The following is a 24,117-nucleotide window of genomic DNA, read 5'->3' as shown; positions in this document are numbered from 1 at the left end:
GAGTCGTCAATTTTTCAGATGCATAAATAACGTAACCAATACTGAAAACAACCAGTTTAAATTGTGATATTATAAAAATGGCCAGTCAACATAATCTAATTGATTGGTCTACTTTGCAATAAAAAATGTAAGACATTCTATATTTTTATAAATTATAGACAAAAGAAACCATCAAGAAGGTGTATCCAAAAATAAAACGCCAATTTCTTTTAAGAATGAAGATAATATTTCTATTACGTCTGAATTTCTTGATTTTATCTAGCCGATAGAGAAGAATTTCTCGTTCCTTTACAGAAAAATCATTCCCCATGATCTTGCCAAAAATCATCTTCTCTGACTTAACAAATGAATATTTCCGCTGAAGAGTTTTAAGTTTACCAGTAAAAAACAAAATTGTAAGAATGAATGCCAACATTTGAAATAAGTGATTAGGTATACCCCAGCAGCCAATAGTCGTAAGCAATAACCATTCTGCCACAGAATCTTTTTGTAGGTTTTTCCACCATTGATTCATATCTCTGGCGTAGAATCTTATATCCTTTTTAATATCGCAATAATCACTGTCTTTCATGTTCATCTAAATATACTGCCCATTAATATTATTCAGTAGATTCATGCAGATCATTTATTAACTCTTCAGCATCAAAATAATCCCTTCTCAATTTTAGTTTATTTAGCAAATAGCTATTAGACAACTCGAATTCAGAAAATATAGTACCCCAAGTTTTAACATATCCTTTTATACGACCATTTTTCACATCAAACACTAACCCAGGTTCGTTTCGTGCTTCTGCAGTTTCTAACGCAGCACCAATCTCAAAGTCAGAATTAGATATTTTTCTTCCAACGAGAATTAATTCGAATCTCATATTTTCCATTGAAAAACCAGGGTGCTGGAGGATTATTTTTGCATAATCCTTCAACTGCTGAAGATGCTTTTCATTTAAAGAAATACTCGGCTTTTTTATCTCTATGATCGTACATTGGAAGTAGCTTTCACCACGGCCATTAAAATCAATACGTCGTCTTGCAAGAAAAAGATCTACCTGTCTGCGGACTCCTTCAATATCCAACCCATCAGAAAGATCATCTAATGTGAGTGTATCTATACCCTTAACATGATTTCTTAAATTATATGCTATTCTCTGAAAATCATCTTCCTCAGCCCCTAACATAGTATATTTATTGCCGAATAACCATGTATTATTTTCGATGACAAGTTGAAGATCAGGTGTTTCTCTTACCTTATCATAATGGCTTACTATAACTTCCTTTAATTTCTGAACAGAAGACTCTCTACGCTGCAAAACTTCAATAGTAGAAATTATATTCTGAAGTGATGTTTTTTCTATTTGAGACTGTAATTCACATAAGCTTTTATGATCTAATTCAAGGATGCTTTCTAACACGTCGAAAAGCTCACTATTTTCATTAGATACTATTAATTTATCGATAAGGTGTATAAGAATTTTAGCTTGCTTTGACTTTAGATTTGAGAATATTGATGGATCAGCATAATAAATACTACTTATTGTCTTTTTTATGGTCTGCATTCTCCATTTAGCATCCACTTCTAAGAGATCAGAATAAGATGGAAAATATCCTTTTTCTTCATACTCACATATTTTTTCATCCACAAATTCTTTAAGGAAAGTTTCATAAATTTCTTTCCCTATCTTTTGAATTTCTGATTTTAACTTTTTATACTCATAAGAACTAATACTGACTTTTTTTTCATCATTAAAATTCAAACTAGAATCATGAATGTCAAAAAAATCCACCCAATCAGAACGAGTATAGGTACTAAGATAAAAATTTTGCTTATGGTTAAAACTACTTAGCTCACGGAAGACAATTCTTCCCTGTTTATTAACAAGATAATTGAATGATTTTTCTACGCCTGGCTTGCTTATCCAGCGTATAAATAAGACATTAAAGGTGAACTTATCAACTTCAATATTTTTTTCAATCGATACATTCAATGGAACATTAATTTCAAAATCATTTAGAAAAAGTTTTCTATTTTTGTTTAATGATAGCCGCCAGCCGAAATTATTTTGCAACTTCTTGATAATAGAATCTTTTCCAGGCAAATTTTTTATGAAATGACGTAAAACAACACATGTTCCATTTTGCAAATTTCTTAGGGATGCATGTTGCTCTGATTCAACAAGCTCTACAACCTTAAAATCTCGAAGGCTTTCGCTATTTATAGTAATCTTAAAGTCGTGCCCCTGATAACGGGTAAACCAAATTGCTTCCTTGCTAAACAGATGAAAAGATAAGCGCCCCTTACCATGAGCGCCTTGTAAATCATCATTTCCTTGTTTAAGGGACTCATTAAATCTTGAAAAATGCTCTTCACATTTATCAATATTAATACCGGAACCATTATCCAACACAGATACAGATTCCAGCCCCCCTAGATCATTCCGTTTGATTTGGACATCAACCTTACTGGCTCCTGCATCAAATCCATTGGCTACTAGTTCAACGATCGCCTGAGAAGGTTCATCCTTCCAGCGAGTAAAAAGCTTCTTGATACCAGCATGAGTAATGTTTGTTGTACCGACAAACTCTCTTTTGCTCATGGGTTATGTCCGTCCTTGAAGGTTTAGAGAACATACAATTCTAATGCCGGAAAGTTTATCATAGATCTTACGGTCAAAGAGTACCCCTAACTTCATACTTTGCAATGGTAGAATCCTGGTAGAGCCATCAAAGTGACGGTTCAGGCGTAAGCATGCTTCATCGTTTAAAAACATACTGATAATGACAGTTTTTGAACTAGAAGTAAGGAATTCAGATAGTAACTAACCACGTCATTACTTTGGTTTACAGCTTTTCAAGGCAATATTAAAGGGATTGATTATCCCCTAGCCTTTAACGCCGTTCGCTTAAGAACGAGCGGCGTTATGCTACGAGCAAAACCTGAAATTATGCTTTCTTCTCTACGCTAAAAGGATCGATACCGCGCTGCTGCATGCGCCAGAAGCGGATGATGTTAAAGCCATTCATCAGCAGGAAGCTGCCTTCGATCAGCGATCCACCAATCGAGCCCAGCCAGATATTGTGCGCAACCCAGCCAGCAGTTGAACACCACATCACGCAGCGAGTCGTTAACCCAGAGGTGCGGAACAGCGCCCAGGTACTGACGACCGTACCGGCTATCGGCAACAGTTCCATCGCATGACGCATGCCCGACAAACCAAACAGCAGCGTGAGCGAAATAAAGACAAACATCACAATAATATTATGTGTTTTCAGTGAAATGAGCGTACGCGCCGAGTTCAACACTGCGCTGGCGCCCGCCGCATTTGCTCCCATCAGAAAGAAATGCAGGCCAATCACGGCGCTGTATGCCGATAGCTGTATTTTGAATTTTTTATCGTTACGGTTGAAAAACATGGTGATACCGACCAGAAACGCCAGTACACCAACAGACTGGGCAATCCAATACTGTGTCATGATCCCTGCCTCTAAAAAGTTGCTGCGAAAAAAAACGGCGCCATTATAAAAATGAAACGCCGTTTTATTTTAATTGGAATGAATAATATTTACAACGTTACGCCGCTCTTAAATATGGCTAATTCGCGGAAGTCGTTTACTTCATTCTTCGTCTGCTTACCGTCAGCAGTCTCCACAATCAGTTCTACAAACTGACTCAGCAGTTCATCCATCGGCATGTCGTGGATCAGACGTCCCGCATCGAAATCAATCCAGTGCGGTTTCTTCTTCGCCAGCTCGCTGTTGGTCGCCAGTTTTACGGTAGGGACAAATCCGCCGTAAGGTGTGCCGCGCCCGGTACTGAACAGCACCATATGACAACCCGCGCCCGCCAGCGCGCTGGTTGCTACGGCATCATTCCCCGGCGCGCTGAGCAGGTTAAGCCCTGGAGTGTGTAAGCGCTCACCATATTTCAGCACGTCCACCACCTTGCTCTGACCCGCTTTTTGCGTACAGCCTAGTGATTTCTCTTCCAGCGTAGTGATCCCACCCGCCTTGTTACCCGGCGATGGGTTTTCATAAATCGGCTGGTTGTGCGCGATGAAGTACTGTTTAAAGTCATTAACCATGTGCACGGTTTTCTCAAACGTGGCTTCATCACGGCAGCGGCTCATCAGAATACGTTCCGCACCGAACATTTCCGGTACTTCGGTCAGCACGGTGGTGCCGCCATTGGCGATCAGATAGTCGGAGAAACGACCTAACAGCGGGTTGGCAGTAATACCGGACAGCCCATCGGAACCGCCGCATTCCAGACCAAACTTCAGCTCGCTCAGCTTACCCGGCTCGCGTTTGTCATGGCGCATAGCTTCATACAACGTGTGCAGACGCTCCAGACCAGCTTCAACCTCATCGTCCTGCTGCTGACATACCATGAACGTGACGCGGTCAGAATCAAAACCACCCAATGTGCTGCGGAACGCGTCAACCTGATTGTTCTCACAGCCCAGACCGATCACTAACACCGCACCCGCATTCGGGTGACGCACCATGTTTTGCAGCATCGTGCGGGTATTCTCGTGATCCTGACCGAGCTGTGAACAGCCGAAGGTATGGCTAAACAGGTAAACGCCGTCGATACCTTCAGCATCATTGGTTTCTTTCAGGAAACGCTGCTGAATCTGGCGTGCAATTCCGTTCACACAGCCGACGGTTGGCAGGATCCACAGTTCATTACGGATACCGACATCGCCATTTTTGCGGCGATAAAGCTGCACGTCCCGATCGCCCATCTGTGACGGTAATTCGAGAAATTCAGGCTGGTACTCATATTCATCCAGATCGCTCAGATTGGTTTTCGCGTTCTGGGAGTGAATATGTTCTCCGGGAGCAATAGACACCAATGCATGGCCGATCGGCAGGCCATACTTGGTAATCATTTCTCCCGGTGCGATGGTTTCTAGCGCGAACTTATGTCCACGCACGACAGGTTGCTGAAGTGTCACCGTATGGCTATCCACCGACACCGTCTCACCTTGCTCGACATCACGCAGGGCGACAGCCACATTGTCCAGAGAATGAATTTTTATAATACTTTGCATGGATAACCCTTCTTACTGATTAGCAATAACCTTCCACAGCTGCGCGCATGCCGCGCTCAACAATGGTTTGCAACTGTTCAGTCACCTGCGCAGCTAGGCCAGGAACTTGTGTTAAATCCTGTTCCCAATGATCTGCATCGCGCAGTACTACATTCACCAACTCAGCCAGGCTGACGGTGTTTTCTTTTACGCCCGCCCACAGCGTGGAATAACGCTCCAGCCAGTGTGCGTCATCCTGCAACGGATAAGTTTGTAATGCATCGCCTTCACCGCTGCGCTCGCCGCGATAGAATGCAATCAGAGCCGCCAGCGCAAACGTCAAGCGCGCTGGCAGTTCACCGTGACGCTCACGGTAAGTCAGCAACTGCGGCAGAATACGGGTGCGGAATTTGGTCATGCCATTCAGCGAGATAGACAACAGCTGATGCTGAATGAACGGGTTGCGGAAGCGGCTTAGCACGGCCTGAGCAAACGAGGTCAGCTCGTCATGCGGTAAATCCAATACCGGCACAATCTCTTCGGCAATGGTCTTTTCCACAAATTTGCCAATCAGGGCATCATTCATCGATTCGCCAACGGTATCCAGACCCGCCAAGAACGCGACCGGCACCAGCGCGGTATGGGCACCGTTGAGAATCGCCACTTTGCGTTCTTTATATGGCTTGATGTCATCAACGATACGCACGTTCAGATCCAGCTTGTTCAGGCGTAATTCTTCTGCCAGCCACAGTGGCCCCTGAATCACGAACAGATAGAAGTGTTCCGCCGTATCCCAGAATGTATCCTGATAGCCCATTTCCTGCTGTAGCGCCTCAACTTCGGCACGCGGGTAACCTGTGACAATGCGGTCCACCAGCGTCGAACAGAAAGTGTTGTGATCGTTCAGCCAAGCGGTAAACGTTGATGTCAGTTCCCACTGTGCGGCATAGCGCAGCACCAGCTCTTTCAGCGCCACGCCGTTGTAATCAATCAGTTCGCACGGCAGCAGTACCCAGCCTTTATCTGCCGCGCCGTCAAAATGACAGAAGCGCTCATACAGCAGGCGGGTTAATTTCGCCGGGAAGCTAACGGGTGGAGCATCACTCAAGCGATCATCTGCGTGATAGCTGATACCGGCTTCGGTGGTATTAGAGAAAACGAAGCGAATGTTTGGATCGTGCGCCAGAGCCAAATATTCATCAAACTGGCGGTACACGTTGATTTCACGGTTTACCGAACGGATTAGACGCGGTTCGCGAACTGCCTCACCCTGCTCGTTCAGGCCGCGGATAATGGTGGTGTAAAGCCCATCCTGAGTGTCCAGCGCGGGCGGAAAATCGGAATCGATCGGGCGAACAACGACAATACCCGCATCCAGATCGGTGTGCTCATTCAGCAAATCCAGTTGCCAATCAACAAAGGCGCGAAGGAAGTTGCCTTCACCAAACTGAATAACACGATCCGGATGTTGACGACCGGGGAAGTTACGACGATTTAACGTTTGCATTAACAGGCTACCTCAGGACGAATCTCACATTCAGGGCACGACCGATCAATCACCGTCATCCTTGCCCTGCATTCATATTCACCAGCACCGTATAATAACCACGCGTGCTGATGACAAAAGACCGAGAATCGAGAGCCGCGGTGTAAGCCCCTTTAGGAATCTTACTACCGCGCCTCTCGCGCAATTCACACCCTACAACGCGGTGGAATTACAGCTCGATAGCAAAATAGTTTTTAGCGTTATCGAAACTGATGTTTTTCACCATTTCGCCCAGCAACGGCAGATCGGCTGGCGCTTCGCCATCCTCCACCCAGCGGCCAATCATCTGGCACAGAATGCGGCGGAAATATTCATGGCGGGTATAAGACAGGAAGCTGCGGCTATCGGTCAGCATACCGACAAAGCGGCTCAGCAAACCAAGCTGCGCTAGCTGGGTCATCTGGCGTTGCATGCCATCTTTCTGATCGTTGAACCACCAGCCGGAACCGAACTGCATCTTGCCCGGCATACCTTCACCCTGGAAGTTGCCGATCATCGTGCCGAGCACTTCGTTATCGCGCGGGTTCAGGCAGTAAAGGATGGTTTTCGGCAGCAGATTTTCTTCATTCTGCTTGCTGAGCAGGCGAGACAGTTCCTGAGCTAGCGGACGGTCGTTGATGGAGTCGAAGCCCACATCCGGCCCCAGCAGCTTGAACTGACGCAGATTATTGTTGCGCAGTGCGCCAATGTGATACTGCTGAACCCAGCCGCGACGCGCGTATTCCGCCCCCAACCAAACCAGAACACCAGTCTTGAACTGTGCTACTTCATGTTCGCTCAGCGTTTCGCCAGCAAGGCGACGCGCCAGAATTTTGTCCAGCGTTGCGTCATCCGCTTCGGCAAACATCACCACATCCAGCGCGTGGTCAGACACTTTACAGCCGTGCGCCGCGAAGTGATCCAGACGCTTGGTCAGCGCTGTTTGCAGATCGCTGAAGCGACGAATGTCGGTATCGGAGACTTCACCCAACTTCGCCATATAGTCATTAAAGGTTGCCTGCTCAATGTTGAACGCTTTATCTGGGCGCCAGCTCGGCAACACTTTGATAGAAAAACTGGAATCCTGAGCAACGGCTTTATGGTGGCGCAGATCGTCAATCGGATCGTCTGTCGTACCGACCATTTTCACGTTCATCTGCTGCATGATGCCACGCGCAGTAAAGTCATCGCGTTCCAGCATGGCATTACAACGATCCCAGATGTCTTTTGCCGTGCTCGGCGACAGCAGCGTACCAGTCACGCCGAACGGACGGCGTAGTTCCAGATGTGTCCAGTGGTAAAGCGGGTTGCCGATGGTGTGCGGCACGGTTGCAGCCCAGGCTTCAAATTTTTCCCAATCGCTGGCATCGCCCGTACACAAGCGCTCAGGCACGCCGTTGGTACGCATCGCCCGCCATTTGTAGTGATCGCCTTTCAACCAGATGTCATACAAATTTTTGAAACGATAGTTTTCCGCGATCTGCTCAGGCGGTAAATGACAGTGGTAATCAAATATGGGTTGGTCGACGGCATACTCATGATAAAGGCGACGGGCAAATTCAGTATCTAACAGAAAATCTTCACTCAGAAACTGGGGCATGTTTTCTTCCTTACCGTGCTTCTTGTGCACCAAATGGGTTGGTCGTTAAAAGATATCACACCAATTATGCGCAATATCTCACAGGATTTGTGAGGTCATGATCGCAAAAATCTAACAAGCAGTACAATAACGCAGCATTTAAGGCGTTATACCGCCCTACTCTCTCGGTTTAAACGAGGAATTCGTTATTCCGCATAAAAATAATGGTTTTGTGATATCACTCAACTTTTAAAGTTGTATGACAAATTATTGTAGCGCTGCCTTAAGCAGGGATTCAATCGCTATCTCATAAAGAGAAGGGTTTTCCTGCCAGGCACAACAAAAAAACGTGTCGCACTACATATAAGACACATCACACCGTGACGCTACTCAAGAGCCATCACCGTGTTTTTTATTGACTCGGAGAGAAAGTTAAATGCGTAAAATCAAAGGATTACGCTGGTATATGATCGGCCTGGTGACAATTGGCACCGTGCTGGGATATCTGACGCGTAATGCAATTTCTGTCGCCGCACCGACGCTACAAGATCAATTGCACATCACCACACAGCAGTATTCTTACATCGTTGCTGCCTACTCAGCTTGTTATACCATTATGCAGCCCATCGCCGGCTATGTACTGGATTTGCTTGGCACAAAAATCGGCTATGCCATGTTTGCCATTATGTGGGCTATCTGTTGCATGGGCACCGCATTGGCAAACAGTTGGGGTGGTCTGGCTATCGCCCGCGGTGCGGTCGGCATGGCGGAAGCGGCAATGATTCCTGCTGGCCTGAAAGCCAGCAGTGAGTGGTTCCCGGCAAAAGAGCGTTCAGTCGCCGTCGGCTACTTCAACGTGGGGTCATCCATCGGCGCGATGATCGCTCCGCCGCTGGTGGTGTGGGCCATTGTGGCGCACAGCTGGGAAATGGCCTTTATCATTACCGGTGCATTAAGCATGGTCTGGGCCATCTGCTGGCTCATTTTCTATAAACACCCGAAAGATCAGAAAAAACTCAGCGACGAAGAGCGCGACTACATTCTTAGCGGGCAAGAAGCACAGCACCAAACCAATAACGCAAAGAAAATGTCTGCCTGGCAGATTCTGCATAACCGCCAATTCTGGGGTATCGCGCTGCCACGTTTCCTGGCTGAGCCAGCGTGGGGAACCTTCAACGCGTGGATCCCGCTGTTCATGTTTAAAGCCTACGGCTTTAACCTGAAAGAAATCGCCATGTTCGCCTGGATGCCAATGCTGTTCGCCGATATCGGCTGTATCTTGGGTGGTTACCTGCCAATGCTGTTCCAGAAGCATTTCAAAGTGAACCTGATCGTTTCTCGCAAACTGGTTGTCACTATGGGTGCGGTACTGATGATTGCTCCGGGGATGATCGGGCTGTTCTCCAGCCCTTATGTCGCCATTGCACTGCTGTGTGTGGGTGGTTTCGCGCACCAGTCGCTGTCCGGCGCACTGATTACCCTGTCATCCGATGTGTTTGGCCGTAATGAAGTCGCCACGGCGAACGGCTTAACAGGTATGGCTGCCTGGATGGCAAGTACTATGTTTGCACTGGTTGTAGGCGCACTGGCTGATACCATGGGCTTCAGCCCGCTGTTTGCTGCACTGGCGGTCTTTGATCTATTAGGCGCGGTCGTGATCTGGACAGTGTTGAAAAACCAACCCGCCTCAGAAGTCGCTGCAGCGGCTGAAACATTGAAAGAAGCCAACGAGCACTGATAATTCCTGCATTATCCTGGCTCATCCGGTATGATCTGCTACCGGGTGAGCCACCTCCCCAGTAACACACTGCAATAACTGTGACCACGACATTGGTTGCTGCTATTATTAAGTGGTATAACAAATCATCCCTCAAAGATTAACGAGATAGACCCTCAGGCCCTGACGTGGCACATGGACCGTCATCTATCGAGAGTAGACATCATCATGGCACTCACTGAACCCCGACGGCTATACCAGCAGTTAGCCGCAGAATTAAAACAGCGTATCGAAAGCGGTATGTATCAGGTCGGCGAAAAATTACCGGCAGAACGTTATATTGCTGAAGAAATGAACGTCAGTCGCACCGTGGTGCGTGAAGCCATCATTATGCTGGAAGTCGAAGGGTACGTTGAAGTCCGCAAGGGTTCAGGCATCCACGTTATTTCCAACCAGCAGAAGAACACGTTCATTAATAGCGGTGATATCGAATTCGTCGCAGCTGGTCCGTTTGAGCTGCTTCAGGCACGCCAACTCATTGAAAGCAATATTGCTGAATTTGCTGCCACGCAGGTAACCCGTCAGGACATCGTCCAACTGATGGAAATTCAGGAATATGCGCGTCAGGAAGATCGCTTCCGTGATTCTCAGTGGGATCTCAAATTCCACGTTCAGGTCGCGCTCGCAACGCAAAATTCAGCAATGGCAACTATCGTCGAGAAAATGTGGAGCCAACGGATTCACAACCCCTACTGGCGCAAACTGCATGAGCACATTGACGACAAGTCCATTGAAAGCTGGTGCGAAGAGCATGACCGCATCCTTAAGGCGCTGATTCGCAAAGATCCTTACGCTGCAAAACTGGCAATGTGGCAACATCTGGAAAACACCAAACAGATGCTGTTTCGCGCTACGACAGATGATTTCGAGTTTAACGTCGATCGCTATATGTTCGCCGAAAACCCAGTCGTTCATCTCGACCAAATACACACTGGCAAGTCCTAAGATGTGCATCTTCCCCCTCGTTTTGAGCGAAGGGGGAAATTTTGGCACCAGAGGAAAAAGGTCAGAAAACGTTGATTTCTGTCAGCGAGTGTAAAATATCGCAGAAATCCCAACTCTTCCTCGAAAAATCCCCCTAAACCGCCCAAGTTGTCGTAATATTTTTCTGTCTCAGCAACACCTATTTTGTTACAGTTAACGCGTCTTTCTTACGCTTAATCCGCCGCTTTGGATGCAAAGTCTGCCAAGACCAAACAATCCCTAAGCTGCCTGTTTATCGGGTTCGCAGCGAAAAGCGAGCATCAAGTCAGACACCAGCGCCACTATCGGGCGGAAAAAACAGAGATCATCAAAAAATCATAATCCTGTGCCCTGATAACACTATTCACTCTTGTTATGTCTAGAAGCGTGATCGTCGCCAAGGCTAAAATGCAACAGCAGTATTAGGAATACCGGATGGAATTAATCAAAGAACTGTTAAACGCACTCTGGCATCAGGATTTCGATATTTTAGCCGACCCAAAGCTGGTGTGGACCATCTATATATTATTGTTTCTGATTATCTTTCTGGAAAATGGCCTGCTCCCAGCCGCTTTCTTGCCCGGCGATAGCCTGCTCATTTTGGTCGGCGTTCTCGTCGCCAAAGGCACAATGAATTACCCTTTTACGATATTTCTACTGACGACGGCCGCTAGCCTCGGCTGCTGGGCAAGCTATATCCAAGGGAAATGGCTTGGCAATACGGGAATTGTTCAGGGCTGGCTATCACATTTACCCGCACACTATCACCAACGTGCCCACCAGCTCTTCCACCGTCATGGTTTGTCCGCGCTTTTAGTTGGCCGCTTTCTGGCTTTTGTCCGAACGCTATTACCCACCATTGCAGGTTTGTCAGGCCTGAATAACGCACGTTTTCAGTTCTTTAACTGGATGAGCGGGTTCCTGTGGGTATTTATTCTAGTTACGCTGGGCTTCGCTTTAGGAAAAACGACAATCTTCCTGAAATATGAAGACGAACTCATGCTCTGCCTTATGATGCTGCCACTGGTACTGCTGTTTGTCGGCCTGTTTGGATCGCTCTTTGTACTCTGGCGTAAAAAACGCGACACTAACGCAAATAATGCAGAAAAAGGGAGCTAACCGTGTCAATCCGCTGGTTATCCCTCACGTTATCCCCCAGGAAAATAGGCCGCATATTGCTATTGCTTGCCTTGCCGATTATTGCATTGACGCAGTCTCAGCCGCAACGTCACTCCCAAGACGATGCTATGCTACACATCAAGCCTTATGATGGTGCGGCATTGCCAGATGGCTTTTACGTGTATCAGCGTCTCAATGAAAAAGGGATTGCGATCAAAAGCATTACGCCAGAGCAAGATAGCCTGATCGTTCGTCTTGCTTCGCCGGAACAGAGTATCGCTGCCAGAGACGTCCTCCGTTTGTCTCTGCCTAAAGTCACGATTACCGCGCAGCAGGCGACAAGCCCGACACCGTTTTGGCAGCAGAAACTGACACAAAAACAATCAAAACTGGGGTGACGAATATGAAACTGTCTCCATCCGTTATCGCATTATCTGTCCTGCTTTCCGGTCATACTCTTGCTAATACCGCCGATCAGGTGGAAACCTGTCAACAAAAAGCACAGGATATTCAGCGCCAAATCGATGAAGCACACAAGCACGGCAACCAGAACCGCATCAATGGGTTAGAAAAGGCGTTGGATGGTGTAAAAAACCACTGTACGGATGCCGGACTAGCAGAGAAACGTCAGGAAGCCATTGCGGAAAAACGCAAAGACGTCGCTGAACGGCAGCAGGAACTGAGCGAAAGTCGCCAGAAACGGGATGACGCAGAGAAGATCCTCAAACGCGAAAGAAAGTTAGCTGAAGCCGAGCAGGAATTACGTGCAGCGGAAAGTGGCGCGTCGCAATAACCCATCACCACACGGCTCCTATAAAACATTGTCCATACAAAACACACAATAACTGTTCATTTTGTATTCAAAAACCAAATCACTAAAATTTACAGCGAGTTATCAGAATTGTCCGTACCCGTTTAGGGCAGCATAAATCTCAGCTTCAGCTATAGTTAACGTTCAGGTTTATAACATGAAGGGTTATTAATATGGCTAAAGATCAAAATTCCGAGTACCTACGCGCCGAATTGAAATCACTGGCGGACACGCTGGAAGAAGTATTAAGCACCTCCAGCGACAAATCTAAAGCGGAACTCGACAAACTGCGCAATAAGGCAGAAAGCGCGCTGAAAGAAACTCGCAGCCGCCTGAGCGATACCGGTGAGCGCATCGCTTCGCAAACCAAAGAAGCGGTTGAATCTGCCGACGATTATGTACGTCAGAACCCGTGGACCGGTGTCGGCATTGGCGCAGCAGTCGGTGTCGTGCTTGGCGTCCTACTGTCTCGTCGCTAATTAGCGGATGGCTATGACGGATAAATCACAACAAGGCCCCGCGAGCGGGGTCATGGCTTCTGCTCAGCGCATCATCTCCATTATTGTCAGCATGGTGGAAAGCCGCGTTCGACTGGCTGTAATCGAATTAGAGGAAGAAAAAGCCAATCTAATTCAGTTACTGATCATGGTCGGCCTGACGCTACTTTTTGCCGCTTTTGGCATTATGAGCCTGATTGCGCTGATCATCTGGGGCATTGACCCGCAATATCGTCTCTTTGCGCTGGGGTGTATTACCGCCACATTGCTTGGATTAGCGTTGATAGGCGGCATATGGACACTCCTGAAGGTACGACGTTCTACCTTGCTCAAAGCGACGCGTAAGGAGCTGGCGACCGACAGATCGCTGCTGGAGGACGATCCCAAATGAACCAGCGTCAGCAACGAGACAGAGAAAAAACCCAGCTACTGCGCCGGATACAGCAGCAGCGGCTGGATTTATCAGCAGGTAAGAAACACTGGCTGGGTACCACCGCCCGTTACGATCGCAGCTGGCAAAGCTTGATGCAGTGGCGTAAATATTGGATCGTTGGCTCCAGCCTCGTGGCGCTCTATGGCGTACGCCACCCCAGCCGTATGATTCGCTGGGGACGCCGCCTCGTCGGGCTGTGGGGGACATTCAGGCTCGTCCGCAAAACATTTGACCAACGTACGTAACCTATTCTATCGCATCGGTTATCTACCTTTCCTGTACGCCACTTTTCATCTCACTTTTGCCTAACGCTCTCACGTCATTGCCGCGCGTTCTTGTACATTTAACCCAACATCAATTTTTCTGAAATAAAACAACAATTATACTCGCTGGTAGCGCAAATCATCTCTCTATACTATCTGCCCATAACCTGATGGCGGGGCAAGTTTTCAGACAACACCTGCTATAACAAACACAACAGGGCGATATAGCCCACAATAAAATTAATTGGAGAGATGATGAAAAATTTAGAAAGCACTGCACTGCTGGTTGCTCGTATCTTAATGCCGATTCTGTTTATCGTTGCAGGTTACGGTAAATTGGGCGATGCCTATGCAGGCACACAACAATACATGCAGGCGATGGGCGTACCGACCTTCCTGCTGCCACTGACCATTCTGCTGGAACTGGGTGGTGGTCTGGCGGTTCTGTTCGGACTGCTGACTCGTACCGTCGCGCTGTTCACCGCGGGCTTTACGCTGCTGACCGCGCTGCTTTTCCACTCTAACTTTGCGGAAGGCATGAACCAACTGATGTTCCTGAAAAACCTGACCATCGCTGGTGGCTACCTCCTGCTGGCTGTAACGGGTCCAGGCGCATTCAGCATCGACCGCCTGCTGGGCAAAAAGTGGTAAGACGAGCCTTCTCCAGCCTGTACTACACTGAATAGTCGAATAACGAATACACTCAAAATAGCGACGGCAAGCATACAAGGCTTGCTGTCGTTTTATCATCACTCACTAACGGGAGGATTTATGGGACAACTGGTTGACGGCGTATGGCACGATACCTGGTATGAAACCAAATCTACCGGCGGTCACTTTAAGCGCTCGGAATCTGCATTCCGCAACTGGGTAACGCCCGATGGCGCACCCGGCCTCACCGGCAAAGGCGGCTTTCCCGCCCAGTCTGGCCGTTATCATCTCTATGTTTCGCTCGCCTGCCCGTGGGCACATCGCACGCTGCTAATGCGGCAGTTGAAAGGGTTAGAGGATCACATCGCCGTTTCAGTGGTTCACCCACTCATGCTCGATCACGGCTGGACGTTCGGTACCGATTTTGAGGCCGCAACGGGTGATTCGCTCTATCAGCATGAATTCCTCTATCAACTCTATCTGCACGCCAAACCAGACTACAGCGGTCGGGTAACCGTGCCCGTCCTGTGGGACACCGAGCAACACACTGTCGTCAGTAACGAATCCGCCGATATCATCCGCATGCTGAACAGCGCGTTTGATGGCGTAGGTGCAATCGCGGGAGATTACTACCCAGAAGCACTACGTACTCAGATTGATGAATTGAACAGTTGGATTTACGACAAGGTCAACAACGGCGTTTACAAAGCCGGTTTTGCGACGACTCAGTCAGCCTATGATGAATCTGCAACCACCGTTTTCGCTGCGTTATCCGATCTGGAAACCATACTGGCAAAACAGCGCTACCTGACCGGTGAGCAGTTAACCGAAGCCGACCTGCGGCTGTGGACGACGCTGATCCGTTTCGATCCGGTCTATCACACGCATTTTAAGTGCGATAAATATCGCCTGAGTGATTATCCCAATCTGTTCGGTTTTCTGCGTGATATTTATCAGATGCCCGGCATCGCCGAAACTGTCGATATGGCGCATATTCGTCACCACTACTATCGTAGCCACGGCACGATTAATCCGCACGGGGTGATTTCGCTGGGCCCAGAGCAAGATCTGAACCAGCCTCACCAACGTGATAAAAAGTTTGTCGATTTATACTAAGGTTTTGTCGATTTACACTTAAAGCATGAAGTGCTGAGGCAAGGTGTGGCTCCACACCTTGCCTCAGAAAGCGCAGGATTTAGGGCTGGTTCAGTAGTTTTGGAATTTCACGCAGGAACCAGGATTTCGCTTCGCCCATGCTGTCTCGCCGCCACGCCATAATAATCTGGCTTTCCATCTGATGCTCTGGCCCAATCACCAGTAAACGTCCTTCGGCAATATCTTGCGCGACCATAGGATATGGCATCGTCGCGACACCTAGCCCAGCCAACAGCGCACGCCGTTTATCATCTAGAGAACTCACCGTCAGACGCTGCTGTTTATCCAGCAGTTGTACAGTCAGCACTGGACGCTCACGCGCGGTGTCCGCCATGGCAATCCCACGATATTTTACACGAATCGCATCCGACAGCGGCTCTGGCTCTTGGTGAATAGGGTGTTCTGGGCTGGCAACATAAACGTTATTCATCGTGTACAGTTTGCGGGTATTCATTTCGGAAGACGCACGAAAATGCATGTCCGGTGCAATCACGATATCAGCGCGCCCTTGCTCAAGACGTTCCCACGCGCCCGCCAGCACTTCCGTCAGGATCGATACCTGCGTATTCGCTTTAAGCGCCAGTTTATCGATTAATGGGAAAATCCGCTGAGTCGGAATCAGAGCTTCTGTCACAATCGTCAGGTGCGTTTCCCAACCACGTGCCAGTGCTTCCGCATCCGTGGTGAGTTTATCTGCGGCTTCCAGCAGGATACGTCCACGTTCCAACAACATTCGTCCGACATTCGTGAATTTCGTACGATGTCCGGAACGATCAAACAATACTACATCCAGCTCATCTTCCAGTTTCTGCATGGTGTAGCTCAGTGCCGAAGGCACCCTACCCAACTCGTCTGCCGCAGCGGCAAAGCTGCCACGACGATCGATCGCATCCATCACCCTCAAGGCTTCCAGCGTCAATGCTCGTTCTCTCGCCATCTTCATACTCATTCAGGAATTTTGAATATACCGACCAGATTAACTAGCTAACAATCCAACGTCCACACAATTACTATCAGTTTAATAAATAATTCTCTGGGGATAAAAATTATGATCACACGAAGAGCAGCAGGGCAATGCGGTCAAGCCGACTATGGCTGGTTGCAGGCACGCTATACATTCTCTTTCGGTCACTATTTTGACCCACAGTTACTGGGCTACGCTTCTCTTCGCGTGCTCAATCAGGAAGTGTTAGCGCCGGGAGCCTCATTCCAGCCTCGAACCTACCCACGTGTAGATATCCTGAATATTATTCTTCAGGGCGAAGCGGAATACCGCGACAGCAACGGCTGCCACATTCAGGCTAAAGCTGGAGATGTGCTATTGCTCGCCACTCAACCGAACGTCAGCTATAGCGAACATAACACCAATGCCAGTAAGCCACTGACACGTCTGCAATTATGGCTGAATGCTTGCCAGACCCGAGAAAACAGCCCGCTGCAGCGCATGGGGCTGAGTTCATCAAGCCACACGCTGCTTGCCTCACCGGAAGGCGAGCAGGATAGTCTGCAACTGCGCCAGCAGGTCTGGATCCATCATGTCGATCTCCAGCCGAATGAGCAAAGCACGATCGCCCTACAGGGAAATCAGGCTTACCTCCAGCTGATCCACGGTTCAATGGCAGTGAAAGGCAGCCAGCACAGTGAAACATTACACTGTGGTGACGGAGCCTTCATCAAGGAAGAAACGACGTTGACGCTCCAGGCAGAATCACCGTTGCGGGCACTGCTCATCGATCTGGTCGTGTAGTTCCTCTGTCCGTTGTATTCGCAGGAAAACGCCACTCACTCGGCGTTTTTACTCAGTCGTGGTAAGCTATCCGCCTTGTTCCTCAATGCGTCAGGGTGATATGACAATGGATTCAACCAATCAGGACAAACTTCTTGCCCAGGCTGAACAGATTTGTCAGCAGCGCGCTGTGCGCCTAACTCCACAGCGGTTAGAGGTTTTACGCCTTATGGCACAGCAGTCCGGTGCTATCAGCGCTTATGATCTGCTGGATCTGCTGCGAGTTTCTGAGCCTCAGGCTAAACCACCGACCGTCTATCGCGCGCTGGATTTTCTGCTGGAACAAGGCTTCATTCATCGAGTCGAATCAAACAACAGCTACGTGCTGTGTCACCACATCGAAGACCACAGCCATACGTCTGCCCTTTTCATCTGCGATCGCTGCGGACAGGTCACGGAACGTCAAACCGAAGGTGTGGAAGAAACGCTACGCAGCCTCGCGCAGCAATCGGGATTCACACTGCGTCACAGCGTTGTGGAAGCACACGGGTTGTGTGGCGGCTGTCAGGAAGTGGCGACATGCGAGCAACCGGATCATTGCGATCACGACCACACCGTTCCCATTAAAAAACGATAGCCCTGAGAGGCTATCGTTTCTTTTCTACGGGGAGATATCGCGTTTGCTACCAGTGATATTTGTGGTGATCTTCCCAGTGTTTCACTTCTTTCTCCGCCGCTTCCTTTTCGTACCCGTAACGCTCCTGGATCCTACCCACCAGTTGGTCACGTTTACCTTCAATGACCGTCAGATCGTCATCAGTTAATTTGCCCCATTGCTCTTTCGCTTTACCTTTAAACTGTTTCCAGTTACCGCTGGCTTGGTCTTTATTCATAAGAATCTCCATACCTTAGGTGCATTGCGCATAAAAAAATCGTAACTACCGACTTATGCGTCAGTTTCAGATAAATAAGATTATTCAGTAAGCAGCATCATAAATATGTGAGCCACCACGGTGCTCTTCGCCACTGTCTCCCTTGATTACTGGGCTGACCTAAATGTGGTGGCTAATGATCAATCGCCAAACGACCAATCAAGATAAAAATGCTTACCTTGGTGGAAATTATAGTCGAATATTTCACTAAAAATAAAAAACCAAGTATCTGTAACTAGAATGGCACAAAGAAAGGGGAAATCACCGCAAAAAAGCAGTGAAAAAACAGGGGGTAATGGGAGTCGTAGAAAACACACGCCAAATGTAACTAAATATATATTACTAGCGAATTAACACACGGAACATGATGCACTGATCCAGATAGGCAAGCAGTGCATCAGTGCGGACGATTAGCTCCAGTCGCTGTTACGAATAACGCCAACCGCTAAGCCTTCTATCGAAAAACTTTGCTGACGCAGGTCGACAACGATGGGAGCGAACTCTTCATTTTCAGCGAGAAGATGCACAGTATTACCTTGTTTTTTCAGTCGTTTAACTGTCACTTCATCGTCAATACGTGCCACCACAATCTGCCCGTTACGCACGTCTTCTGTTTTATGTACGGCCAGCAAATCGCCATCCATAATACCGATATTTTTCATCGACATACCACTGACTCGCAGCAAGAAATCAGCGCTAGGTTTAAACATCGCAGGGTCAACCTGATAGCGGCATTCGATATGTTCCTGTGCCAGCAGAGGTTCACCAGCCGCTACGCGGCCAACCAGAGGAATACCCGTTTCTTCTTCCATTAACAGACGAATACCACGAGAAGCGCCCGACACAATTTCAATCACGCCTTTACGCGCCAGCGCTTTCAGATGTTCTTCAGCCGCATTCGGAGAGCGAAATCCCAGCTGCTGAGCAATTTCCGCGCGTGTTGGCGGCATTCCGGAGTGCGCAATATGATCGCGGATCAAGTCATAAACCTGCTGCTGCCTTGCTGTTAATACTTTCATTCCGCCCCCTGGTTGTTTATACAGTCTTGCTGTGAGTATATACAGGTAACGCACAATTGGGAATCGGGATATAGGCAAAGCCCCTGACTTTTATTCGTTTATGCGCGCCATCAGGCAAAATGTTGCCAGAGGATGCTGCCCCATACGACAGCGGCTAACAAGATGGCAACAAAGACGGCCGCCGACCCAATATCTTTCGCCCGACCGGATAATTCGTGGTGTTCAAGGCCAATGCGGTCGACGACGGCTTCAATAGCGCTGTTGGCCAGTTCAAACAACATAATCAATACCACAGACCCAATCAGCAGCAGTTTCTCGACCAGCGTAACCGGCAGTAAACACGCAATAATAACGCCGACAATCGTCAATATGGTTTCCTGACGAAATGCGGCCTCATGCTGCCACGCCTGCTGCAACCCCTTAAAGGAATAACCGGTAGCTTTAATAATCCGGGTCATCCCCGTTGCTTTATTCATTTATCCTCCGTTATTTTTACTCTACATAATTCGCATTTTAACCTACCTGCGTTGTCTCATCACCACAGATCTCCGACGCAGTTTCTGGTATCCTTGCGGCGAATTGCTAACAAGAGGCTCCAAGTTGTTATGTCAGGTTGGCGTAAAATTTACTATAAATTATTGAATCTCCCGCTGAAACTGCTGGTGAAAAGCAAAGTTATTCCCGCAGATCCAGTGGTCGAGTTGGGGTTAGATCCCTCACGTCCTATACTCTATGTTCTGCCTTATAACTCTCAGGCGGATCTCTTGACGCTACGTGCGAAATGTCTGGCATTGGGCTTACCCGACCCCTCGCAATCGTTCGAATTCAATGGCGTAGAACTCCCTAGCCACGTCTTTATTAATGACGGGCCGCGCGTCTTCCGTTATTACGTTCCCAAGCAGAAATCCGTCAAGCTGTTCCACGATTATCTGGACCTGCATCGCGCCAATCCAGATTTAGACGTACAGATGGTGCCAGTTTCCGTGATGTTTGGGCGATCCCCTGGTCGGGAAGGTCACACTCAGGCTGCACCACACCTGCGATTGCTCAACGGCATTGAGAAATTCTTCGCCGTTCTGTGGCTAGGCCGTGACAGTTTTGTCCGCTTCTCAAGCCCAGTGTCGCTGCGCTATATGGCGACCGAGCATGGCACTGACAAAACCATAGCCCACAAACTAGCACGTGTCGCGCGTATGCACTTCTCTCGCCAGCGCTTGGCAGCAGTTGGCCCACGCTTACCGGTGCGTCAGGAACTGTTTAACAAGCTGCTGGACTCCAAAGCGATCAAGAAAGCGGTAGATGATGAGGCTCGCAGTAAGAAAATTTCTCATGAGAAAGCGCAGCAAAACGCCATTGCGCTCATGGAAGAAATCGCCGCTGACTTCTCCTACGAGGCCGTGCGTCTGTCTGATCGCGTATTAAGCTGGACATGGAACCGCCTTTATCAGGGGATTAACGTCCATAACGCCGAACGCGTTCGTCAGTTGGCGCAGGATGGCCACGGCATTGTCTATGTGCCCTGCCACCGCAGCCATATGGATTACCTGCTGCTCTCCTACGTCCTGTACCATCAAGGCTTAGTACCGCCGCACATCGCCGCAGGTATCAATCTTAATTTCTGGCCGGCGGGACCCATCTTCCGCCGTCTTGGCGCGTTCTTTATTCGCCGAACCTTCAAGGGCAACAAGCTCTATTCCACGATTTTCCGCGAATATCTGGGCGAGCTGTTTGCCCGTGGTTATTCGGTTGAATACTTCATGGAAGGCGGGCGTTCACGTACAGGGCGTCTTCTGGATCCCAAAACCGGCACGCTAGCCATGACCATTCAGGCCATGCTCAGAGGCGGCACGCGCCCTATCACGTTGGTGCCGATTTATGTCGGTTACGAGCATGTGATGGAAGTCGGCACCTATGCGAAAGAGTTGCGCGGCGCGGTGAAGGAAAAAGAAGGCTTTATGCAGATGGTGCGTGGTTTACGTAAGCTACGTAATCTGGGTCAGGGGTACGTGAACTTCGGCGAACCGCTCCCGCTAACAACCTATCTGAATCAACATGTACCGCAATGGCGTGACGCGATTGATCCCATCGAGGCGCAGCGTCCAAGCTGGCTAACACCGACGGTGCAGGATATCTCTATGGATATCATGGTGCGCATCAATAATTCTGCGGCAGCAAACGCGATGAACCTGTGTTCCACTGCCCTATTAGCATCACGCCAGCGTTCGCTCACACGTGAACAAATGCACGAACAGTTGGATTGCTACCTGCAACTGCTGCGTCAGGTTCCTTACCACAAAGATATTACAGCGCCCAAGAAGACTGCGGATGAACTACTGGAACACGCGCTGGGCATGAACAAGTTCGAAGTGGAGAAGGACAGTATTGGTGACATCATCATTCTGCCGCGCGAGCAGGCTGTTCTGATGACGTATTACCGCAATAATATCCAGCACCTGTTGATATTACCGTCGCTGATCGCCAGCATCGTCATCCATCATCGTCGGATTACACTTGCCGAAGTCGTGCGACAAATCACGCTGATCTATCCGCTGCTGCAAGCCGAGCTGTTCCTACACTATTCCAATGAGCAATTGCCAAGAGTACTGGAAACGCTAGCGAATGAGCTGACTCGACAAGAATTACTGTGTAGCCGTGATGGTCAATTGGCGATTAACCCGCCACGTATCCGTACGCTACAACTGCTATCGGCAGGCGTGCGTGAAACGCTGCAACGTTATGCGATTACGCTGTCGTTGCTGTGCGCAAATCCAGAAATCAACCGTGGGACGTTGGAGAAAGAAAGCCGAAACATGGCACAGCGCTTGTCCGTCCTGCACGGTATCAACGCGCCGGAATTCTTTGATAAAGCGGTGTTCTCAACGCTGGTAGCGACCTTACGTACAGAAGGGTATATCACCGACAGTGCGGAAGCGGCGCAAGGCGATATCGTGACAATCTACAACATCCTCGGTGATTTGATCACCCCGGAGGTTCGGTTAACTATTGAAAGCGCCAGCTCATCTACTGAGATGGAAGCAAGTACAAGTAGTAGTCAAACGGCGGAAGAGACAACGCAGGGATAGCCCAGCAGAAAGTCGCGGGAAGATGGTGGGGAAATACCATCATCAAACCGTGGATGCATTTAGCATGACAAACGCATCAGAACATTCCGTCATAAAAAAAGCAGCGATAAATCGCTGCTTTTTTGTATCCGATGATTGGCCTACAGGCCAAACAGCACGCCAATAAATATCGCCATACCCGCATATTTATTATTATGGAATGCCTTAAAGCAGGCATCACGTTCACGCCCGGCAGTCAGTATTTGCTGATAGATAAACATCCCAGCAGCGACCAGCAGCGAAATAGTGTAGGGAATTCCCAGCCCGGTGATATTCCCTAAAGCCAGCAATAACGCCAGCATACTAAACTGCAATAATCCGATGATGATATTGTCAAAGCGGCCAAACAGGATCGCCGTAGACTTCACGCCGATCTTCAGGTCGTCATCACGATCGACCATCGCATATTGCGTATCGTAAGCCACCGTCCAGCAAATATACGCCAGAAACATCATCCAGCAGGTTGCTGGCAGGCTTTCGCTCACCGCAGCATAGGCCATGGGGATCGACCAGCCGAATGCGGCACCCAGCACAAACTGAGGCAGATGGCTCACACGTTTCATAAACGGATAGACCCATGCCAGAACCAGCCCCGCCACGGACAGCCAGATAGTCATCTTATTCAGCGTCAGCACCAAACCAAACGCCAGCAAAACCAGCACAACAAACAGAATTTTAGCAGATTGCTCGCTCACTTCACCGCTGGGCAACGGACGAGAAGCCGTGCGTTTTACATGGCCGTCAAAATGTCGATCGGCATAATCATTGATGACGCAACCCGCCGCACGCATTAAGAAAACACCAGCGACAAAAACAAAGAGCGTCCACGGTGCAGGTGCTCCCCCTCCCGCCAACCACAGCGCCCATAGCGTTGGCCACAGCAGTAGCAGAGAACCTATCGGTTTATCAATCCGCATCAAGCGACAATAAGCCAGCCATTTCCCTGCTGTAACACTTCTTTCCAAGGATTTATCTCCTCAAATTACCTGCCAACCTTCATCACCAGGTGTGTAATAAACCGGTGATTCCGGTAAGAAAAGCTCAGTCAACAGTAACGGATGACCCGAAAGACACAGGCGGGAACGCCGCGCCCATAAGCCTTCGCAGCATCCGGTATGAATATAATCACGCGTCAGCGATTTTTGCTCAAACAGATAGCGACCTAACGGCTGATTGCCTATTTTCGTCAAAGCCGCGCCAGAACCCTCGAGCGTCTGTTGCGGGACAATCGTTCGGCCGAAAAGCCAGGGGCGATCGTCACCATACAGCACAACTTCACGCAGCCAGTAACGTTCGTCAGCCGGTAGTTGATCCCGCTCTTCGCCCAGCATCTGCGGCGTAATGAAACCCTCACGACAAAGCGTGACCCTCAGTTGGGCACAGTATTTTTCAAGCCGCTGCGTCATGGAACTGGTTTCCATCAGCCAGTCACCAATGTGCTCAGGCAATACCGAAGGGGGTTCAGTAAACCAGGATATGGTGCGCAGAAGCGTTGACGCATCGTCAGACATTTCCCTA

Annotated in this window: 25 protein-coding genes; 13 read left to right on the top strand and 12 right to left on the bottom strand. The window is 48.7% G+C overall.

Features of this window, described 5'->3' with window-relative positions:
* Nucleotides 1–145 precede the first annotated feature (145 nt).
* The 6 genes from GZ59_RS02755 to uxaC all read right to left on the bottom strand — a co-directional run bounded on the left by GZ59_RS02755 (nucleotide 146) and on the right by uxaC (nucleotide 8,152).
* Nucleotides 146–571, bottom strand: a complete 426-nt coding sequence (locus GZ59_RS02755) for a hypothetical protein (RefSeq protein ID WP_226302320.1) — start codon at nucleotides 569–571, stop codon at nucleotides 146–148.
* Between the two features lie 28 nt (nucleotides 572–599).
* Nucleotides 600–2,591, bottom strand: coding sequence for an ATP-binding protein (locus GZ59_RS02750; RefSeq protein WP_011092266.1), 1,992 nt, complete (start codon nucleotides 2,589–2,591; stop codon nucleotides 600–602).
* A 346-nt stretch (nucleotides 2,592–2,937) separates the two neighbouring features.
* Nucleotides 2,938–3,468 carry a YgjV family protein gene (locus tag GZ59_RS02745; RefSeq protein WP_039289925.1) on the bottom strand — a complete coding sequence of 177 codons (531 nt, stop codon included), beginning with the start codon at nucleotides 3,466–3,468 and terminating at the stop codon, nucleotides 2,938–2,940.
* 89 nt (nucleotides 3,469–3,557) lie between these two features.
* Complete coding sequence (locus tag GZ59_RS02740) at nucleotides 3,558–5,048, bottom strand: UxaA family hydrolase (RefSeq protein WP_039289922.1); 1,491 nt, start codon at nucleotides 5,046–5,048, stop codon at nucleotides 3,558–3,560.
* A 19-nt stretch (nucleotides 5,049–5,067) separates the two neighbouring features.
* Nucleotides 5,068–6,534: a tagaturonate reductase gene (locus tag GZ59_RS02735; RefSeq protein ID WP_039289920.1), complete on the bottom strand. Its 1,467-nt coding sequence runs from the start codon at nucleotides 6,532–6,534 to the stop codon at nucleotides 5,068–5,070.
* A gap of 208 nt (nucleotides 6,535–6,742) precedes the next feature.
* Nucleotides 6,743–8,152 carry a glucuronate isomerase gene (gene uxaC / locus GZ59_RS02730; protein WP_039289918.1) on the bottom strand — a complete coding sequence of 470 codons (1,410 nt, stop codon included), beginning with the start codon at nucleotides 8,150–8,152 and terminating at the stop codon, nucleotides 6,743–6,745.
* 415 nt (nucleotides 8,153–8,567) lie between these two features.
* Between uxaC and GZ59_RS02725 the strand changes: the two genes are divergently transcribed.
* From GZ59_RS02725 to GZ59_RS02680, 10 genes are all read left to right on the top strand, one after another.
* Complete coding sequence (locus GZ59_RS02725; protein ID WP_039289914.1) at nucleotides 8,568–9,869, top strand: MFS transporter; 1,302 nt, start codon at nucleotides 8,568–8,570, stop codon at nucleotides 9,867–9,869.
* 207 nt (nucleotides 9,870–10,076) lie between these two features.
* Nucleotides 10,077–10,853 (top strand): transcriptional regulator ExuR, encoded by a 777-nt coding sequence (gene exuR, locus GZ59_RS02720; RefSeq protein WP_011092260.1) that lies wholly within the window; start codon nucleotides 10,077–10,079, stop codon nucleotides 10,851–10,853.
* Nucleotides 10,854–11,306: 453 nt separating this feature from the next.
* The gene (locus tag GZ59_RS02715) at nucleotides 11,307–11,990 is read left to right on the top strand and encodes a DedA family protein (RefSeq protein WP_011092259.1); all 684 of its coding nucleotides are present in this window, start codon (nucleotides 11,307–11,309) and stop codon (nucleotides 11,988–11,990) included.
* Between the two features lie 2 nt (nucleotides 11,991–11,992).
* Nucleotides 11,993–12,388 carry an EnvZ/OmpR regulon moderator MzrA gene (mzrA, locus tag GZ59_RS02710; RefSeq protein ID WP_039289913.1) on the top strand — a complete coding sequence of 132 codons (396 nt, stop codon included), beginning with the start codon at nucleotides 11,993–11,995 and terminating at the stop codon, nucleotides 12,386–12,388.
* A 5-nt stretch (nucleotides 12,389–12,393) separates the two neighbouring features.
* Nucleotides 12,394–12,783 carry a DUF1090 domain-containing protein gene (locus GZ59_RS02705; RefSeq protein ID WP_039289910.1) on the top strand — a complete coding sequence of 130 codons (390 nt, stop codon included), beginning with the start codon at nucleotides 12,394–12,396 and terminating at the stop codon, nucleotides 12,781–12,783.
* A gap of 191 nt (nucleotides 12,784–12,974) precedes the next feature.
* Complete coding sequence (locus GZ59_RS02700) at nucleotides 12,975–13,280, top strand: ElaB/YgaM/YqjD family protein (protein WP_005971326.1); 306 nt, start codon at nucleotides 12,975–12,977, stop codon at nucleotides 13,278–13,280.
* 13 nt (nucleotides 13,281–13,293) lie between these two features.
* Nucleotides 13,294–13,689: a phage holin family protein gene (locus GZ59_RS02695; protein ID WP_011092256.1), complete on the top strand. Its 396-nt coding sequence runs from the start codon at nucleotides 13,294–13,296 to the stop codon at nucleotides 13,687–13,689.
* A complete protein-coding gene (locus GZ59_RS02690) occupies nucleotides 13,686–13,976 on the top strand; it encodes a YqjK-like family protein (protein WP_039289905.1) in 291 nt (96 codons plus the stop codon). The genes GZ59_RS02695 and GZ59_RS02690 overlap by 4 nt, the downstream gene beginning before the upstream one ends.
* Nucleotides 13,977–14,249: 273 nt before the next feature.
* On the top strand, nucleotides 14,250–14,645 hold the full coding sequence (locus GZ59_RS02685; protein ID WP_039289902.1) for a DoxX family protein: 396 nt from the start codon (nucleotides 14,250–14,252) through the stop codon (nucleotides 14,643–14,645).
* Between the two features lie 120 nt (nucleotides 14,646–14,765).
* Nucleotides 14,766–15,761 carry a glutathione S-transferase family protein gene (locus GZ59_RS02680; protein WP_039289898.1) on the top strand — a complete coding sequence of 332 codons (996 nt, stop codon included), beginning with the start codon at nucleotides 14,766–14,768 and terminating at the stop codon, nucleotides 15,759–15,761.
* A 79-nt stretch (nucleotides 15,762–15,840) separates the two neighbouring features.
* Here the strand turns inward: GZ59_RS02680 and GZ59_RS02675 are convergent, their stop codons facing one another.
* Nucleotides 15,841–16,737 (bottom strand): LysR family transcriptional regulator, encoded by an 897-nt coding sequence (locus tag GZ59_RS02675; protein WP_011092252.1) that lies wholly within the window; start codon nucleotides 16,735–16,737, stop codon nucleotides 15,841–15,843.
* 111 nt (nucleotides 16,738–16,848) lie between these two features.
* On the opposite strand from GZ59_RS02675, the gene GZ59_RS02670 reads away from it, so the two are divergent.
* Complete coding sequence (locus tag GZ59_RS02670) at nucleotides 16,849–17,547, top strand: pirin family protein (protein WP_011092251.1); 699 nt, start codon at nucleotides 16,849–16,851, stop codon at nucleotides 17,545–17,547.
* A gap of 106 nt (nucleotides 17,548–17,653) precedes the next feature.
* Nucleotides 17,654–18,163: a zinc uptake transcriptional repressor Zur gene (gene zur, locus GZ59_RS02665; RefSeq protein WP_039289894.1), complete on the top strand. Its 510-nt coding sequence runs from the start codon at nucleotides 17,654–17,656 to the stop codon at nucleotides 18,161–18,163.
* A gap of 46 nt (nucleotides 18,164–18,209) precedes the next feature.
* Here the strand turns inward: zur and GZ59_RS02660 are convergent, their stop codons facing one another.
* The 3 genes from GZ59_RS02660 to GZ59_RS02650 all read right to left on the bottom strand — a co-directional run bounded on the left by GZ59_RS02660 (nucleotide 18,210) and on the right by GZ59_RS02650 (nucleotide 19,953).
* Nucleotides 18,210–18,419, bottom strand: a complete 210-nt coding sequence (locus GZ59_RS02660) for a CsbD family protein (RefSeq protein ID WP_039289892.1) — start codon at nucleotides 18,417–18,419, stop codon at nucleotides 18,210–18,212.
* A gap of 449 nt (nucleotides 18,420–18,868) precedes the next feature.
* A complete protein-coding gene (gene lexA, locus GZ59_RS02655; protein ID WP_011092248.1) occupies nucleotides 18,869–19,477 on the bottom strand; it encodes a transcriptional repressor LexA in 609 nt (202 codons plus the stop codon).
* Nucleotides 19,478–19,587: 110 nt separating this feature from the next.
* Nucleotides 19,588–19,953 (bottom strand): diacylglycerol kinase, encoded by a 366-nt coding sequence (locus GZ59_RS02650; protein WP_011092247.1) that lies wholly within the window; start codon nucleotides 19,951–19,953, stop codon nucleotides 19,588–19,590.
* Nucleotides 19,954–20,082: 129 nt separating this feature from the next.
* Between GZ59_RS02650 and plsB the strand changes: the two genes are divergently transcribed.
* The gene (gene plsB / locus GZ59_RS02645; RefSeq protein ID WP_011092246.1) at nucleotides 20,083–22,560 is read left to right on the top strand and encodes a glycerol-3-phosphate 1-O-acyltransferase PlsB; all 2,478 of its coding nucleotides are present in this window, start codon (nucleotides 20,083–20,085) and stop codon (nucleotides 22,558–22,560) included.
* Between the two features lie 140 nt (nucleotides 22,561–22,700).
* Here plsB and ubiA read toward each other — a convergent pair whose 3' ends face one another.
* Complete coding sequence (gene ubiA / locus GZ59_RS02640; protein ID WP_011092245.1) at nucleotides 22,701–23,564, bottom strand: 4-hydroxybenzoate octaprenyltransferase; 864 nt, start codon at nucleotides 23,562–23,564, stop codon at nucleotides 22,701–22,703.
* Between the two features lie 12 nt (nucleotides 23,565–23,576).
* A complete protein-coding gene (gene ubiC / locus GZ59_RS02635; RefSeq protein ID WP_011092244.1) occupies nucleotides 23,577–24,110 on the bottom strand; it encodes a chorismate lyase in 534 nt (177 codons plus the stop codon).
* Between the last annotated feature and the right edge of the window lie 7 nt (nucleotides 24,111–24,117).

Source organism: Pectobacterium atrosepticum (genome assembly GCF_000740965.1).
Lineage (GTDB): Bacteria > Pseudomonadota > Gammaproteobacteria > Enterobacterales > Enterobacteriaceae > Pectobacterium > Pectobacterium atrosepticum.
The sequence above is the reverse complement of the archived record's forward strand: the minus strand, read 5'-3'. Positions and strand labels throughout refer to the sequence as shown.

Bases quoted from the DNA above. Each gene is read 5' to 3' on its own strand.
- GZ59_RS02755 (WP_226302320.1), bottom strand. From the start codon at position 571: ATGAAAGACAGTGATTATTGCGATATTAAAAAGGATATAAGATTCTAC.
- GZ59_RS02750 (WP_011092266.1), bottom strand. From the start codon at position 2,591: ATGAGCAAAAGAGAGTTTGTCGGTACAACAAACATTACTCATGCTGGT.
- GZ59_RS02745 (WP_039289925.1), bottom strand. From the start codon at position 3,468: ATGACACAGTATTGGATTGCCCAGTCTGTTGGTGTACTGGCGTTTCTG.
- GZ59_RS02740 (WP_039289922.1), bottom strand. From the start codon at position 5,048: ATGCAAAGTATTATAAAAATTCATTCTCTGGACAATGTGGCTGTCGCC.
- GZ59_RS02735 (WP_039289920.1), bottom strand. From the start codon at position 6,534: ATGCAAACGTTAAATCGTCGTAACTTCCCCGGTCGTCAACATCCGGAT.
- uxaC (WP_039289918.1), bottom strand. From the start codon at position 8,152: ATGCCCCAGTTTCTGAGTGAAGATTTTCTGTTAGATACTGAATTTGCC.
- GZ59_RS02725 (WP_039289914.1), top strand. From the start codon at position 8,568: ATGCGTAAAATCAAAGGATTACGCTGGTATATGATCGGCCTGGTGACA.
- exuR (WP_011092260.1), top strand. From the start codon at position 10,077: ATGGCACTCACTGAACCCCGACGGCTATACCAGCAGTTAGCCGCAGAA.
- GZ59_RS02715 (WP_011092259.1), top strand. From the start codon at position 11,307: ATGGAATTAATCAAAGAACTGTTAAACGCACTCTGGCATCAGGATTTC.
- GZ59_RS02705 (WP_039289910.1), top strand. From the start codon at position 12,394: ATGAAACTGTCTCCATCCGTTATCGCATTATCTGTCCTGCTTTCCGGT.
- GZ59_RS02700 (WP_005971326.1), top strand. From the start codon at position 12,975: ATGGCTAAAGATCAAAATTCCGAGTACCTACGCGCCGAATTGAAATCA.
- GZ59_RS02695 (WP_011092256.1), top strand. From the start codon at position 13,294: ATGACGGATAAATCACAACAAGGCCCCGCGAGCGGGGTCATGGCTTCT.
- GZ59_RS02690 (WP_039289905.1), top strand. From the start codon at position 13,686: ATGAACCAGCGTCAGCAACGAGACAGAGAAAAAACCCAGCTACTGCGC.
- GZ59_RS02685 (WP_039289902.1), top strand. From the start codon at position 14,250: ATGAAAAATTTAGAAAGCACTGCACTGCTGGTTGCTCGTATCTTAATG.
- GZ59_RS02680 (WP_039289898.1), top strand. From the start codon at position 14,766: ATGGGACAACTGGTTGACGGCGTATGGCACGATACCTGGTATGAAACC.
- GZ59_RS02675 (WP_011092252.1), bottom strand. From the start codon at position 16,737: ATGGCGAGAGAACGAGCATTGACGCTGGAAGCCTTGAGGGTGATGGAT.
- GZ59_RS02670 (WP_011092251.1), top strand. From the start codon at position 16,849: ATGATCACACGAAGAGCAGCAGGGCAATGCGGTCAAGCCGACTATGGC.
- zur (WP_039289894.1), top strand. From the start codon at position 17,654: ATGGATTCAACCAATCAGGACAAACTTCTTGCCCAGGCTGAACAGATT.
- GZ59_RS02660 (WP_039289892.1), bottom strand. From the start codon at position 18,419: ATGAATAAAGACCAAGCCAGCGGTAACTGGAAACAGTTTAAAGGTAAA.
- lexA (WP_011092248.1), bottom strand. From the start codon at position 19,477: ATGAAAGTATTAACAGCAAGGCAGCAGCAGGTTTATGACTTGATCCGC.
- GZ59_RS02650 (WP_011092247.1), bottom strand. From the start codon at position 19,953: ATGAATAAAGCAACGGGGATGACCCGGATTATTAAAGCTACCGGTTAT.
- plsB (WP_011092246.1), top strand. From the start codon at position 20,083: ATGTCAGGTTGGCGTAAAATTTACTATAAATTATTGAATCTCCCGCTG.
- ubiC (WP_011092244.1), bottom strand. From the start codon at position 24,110: ATGTCTGACGATGCGTCAACGCTTCTGCGCACCATATCCTGGTTTACT.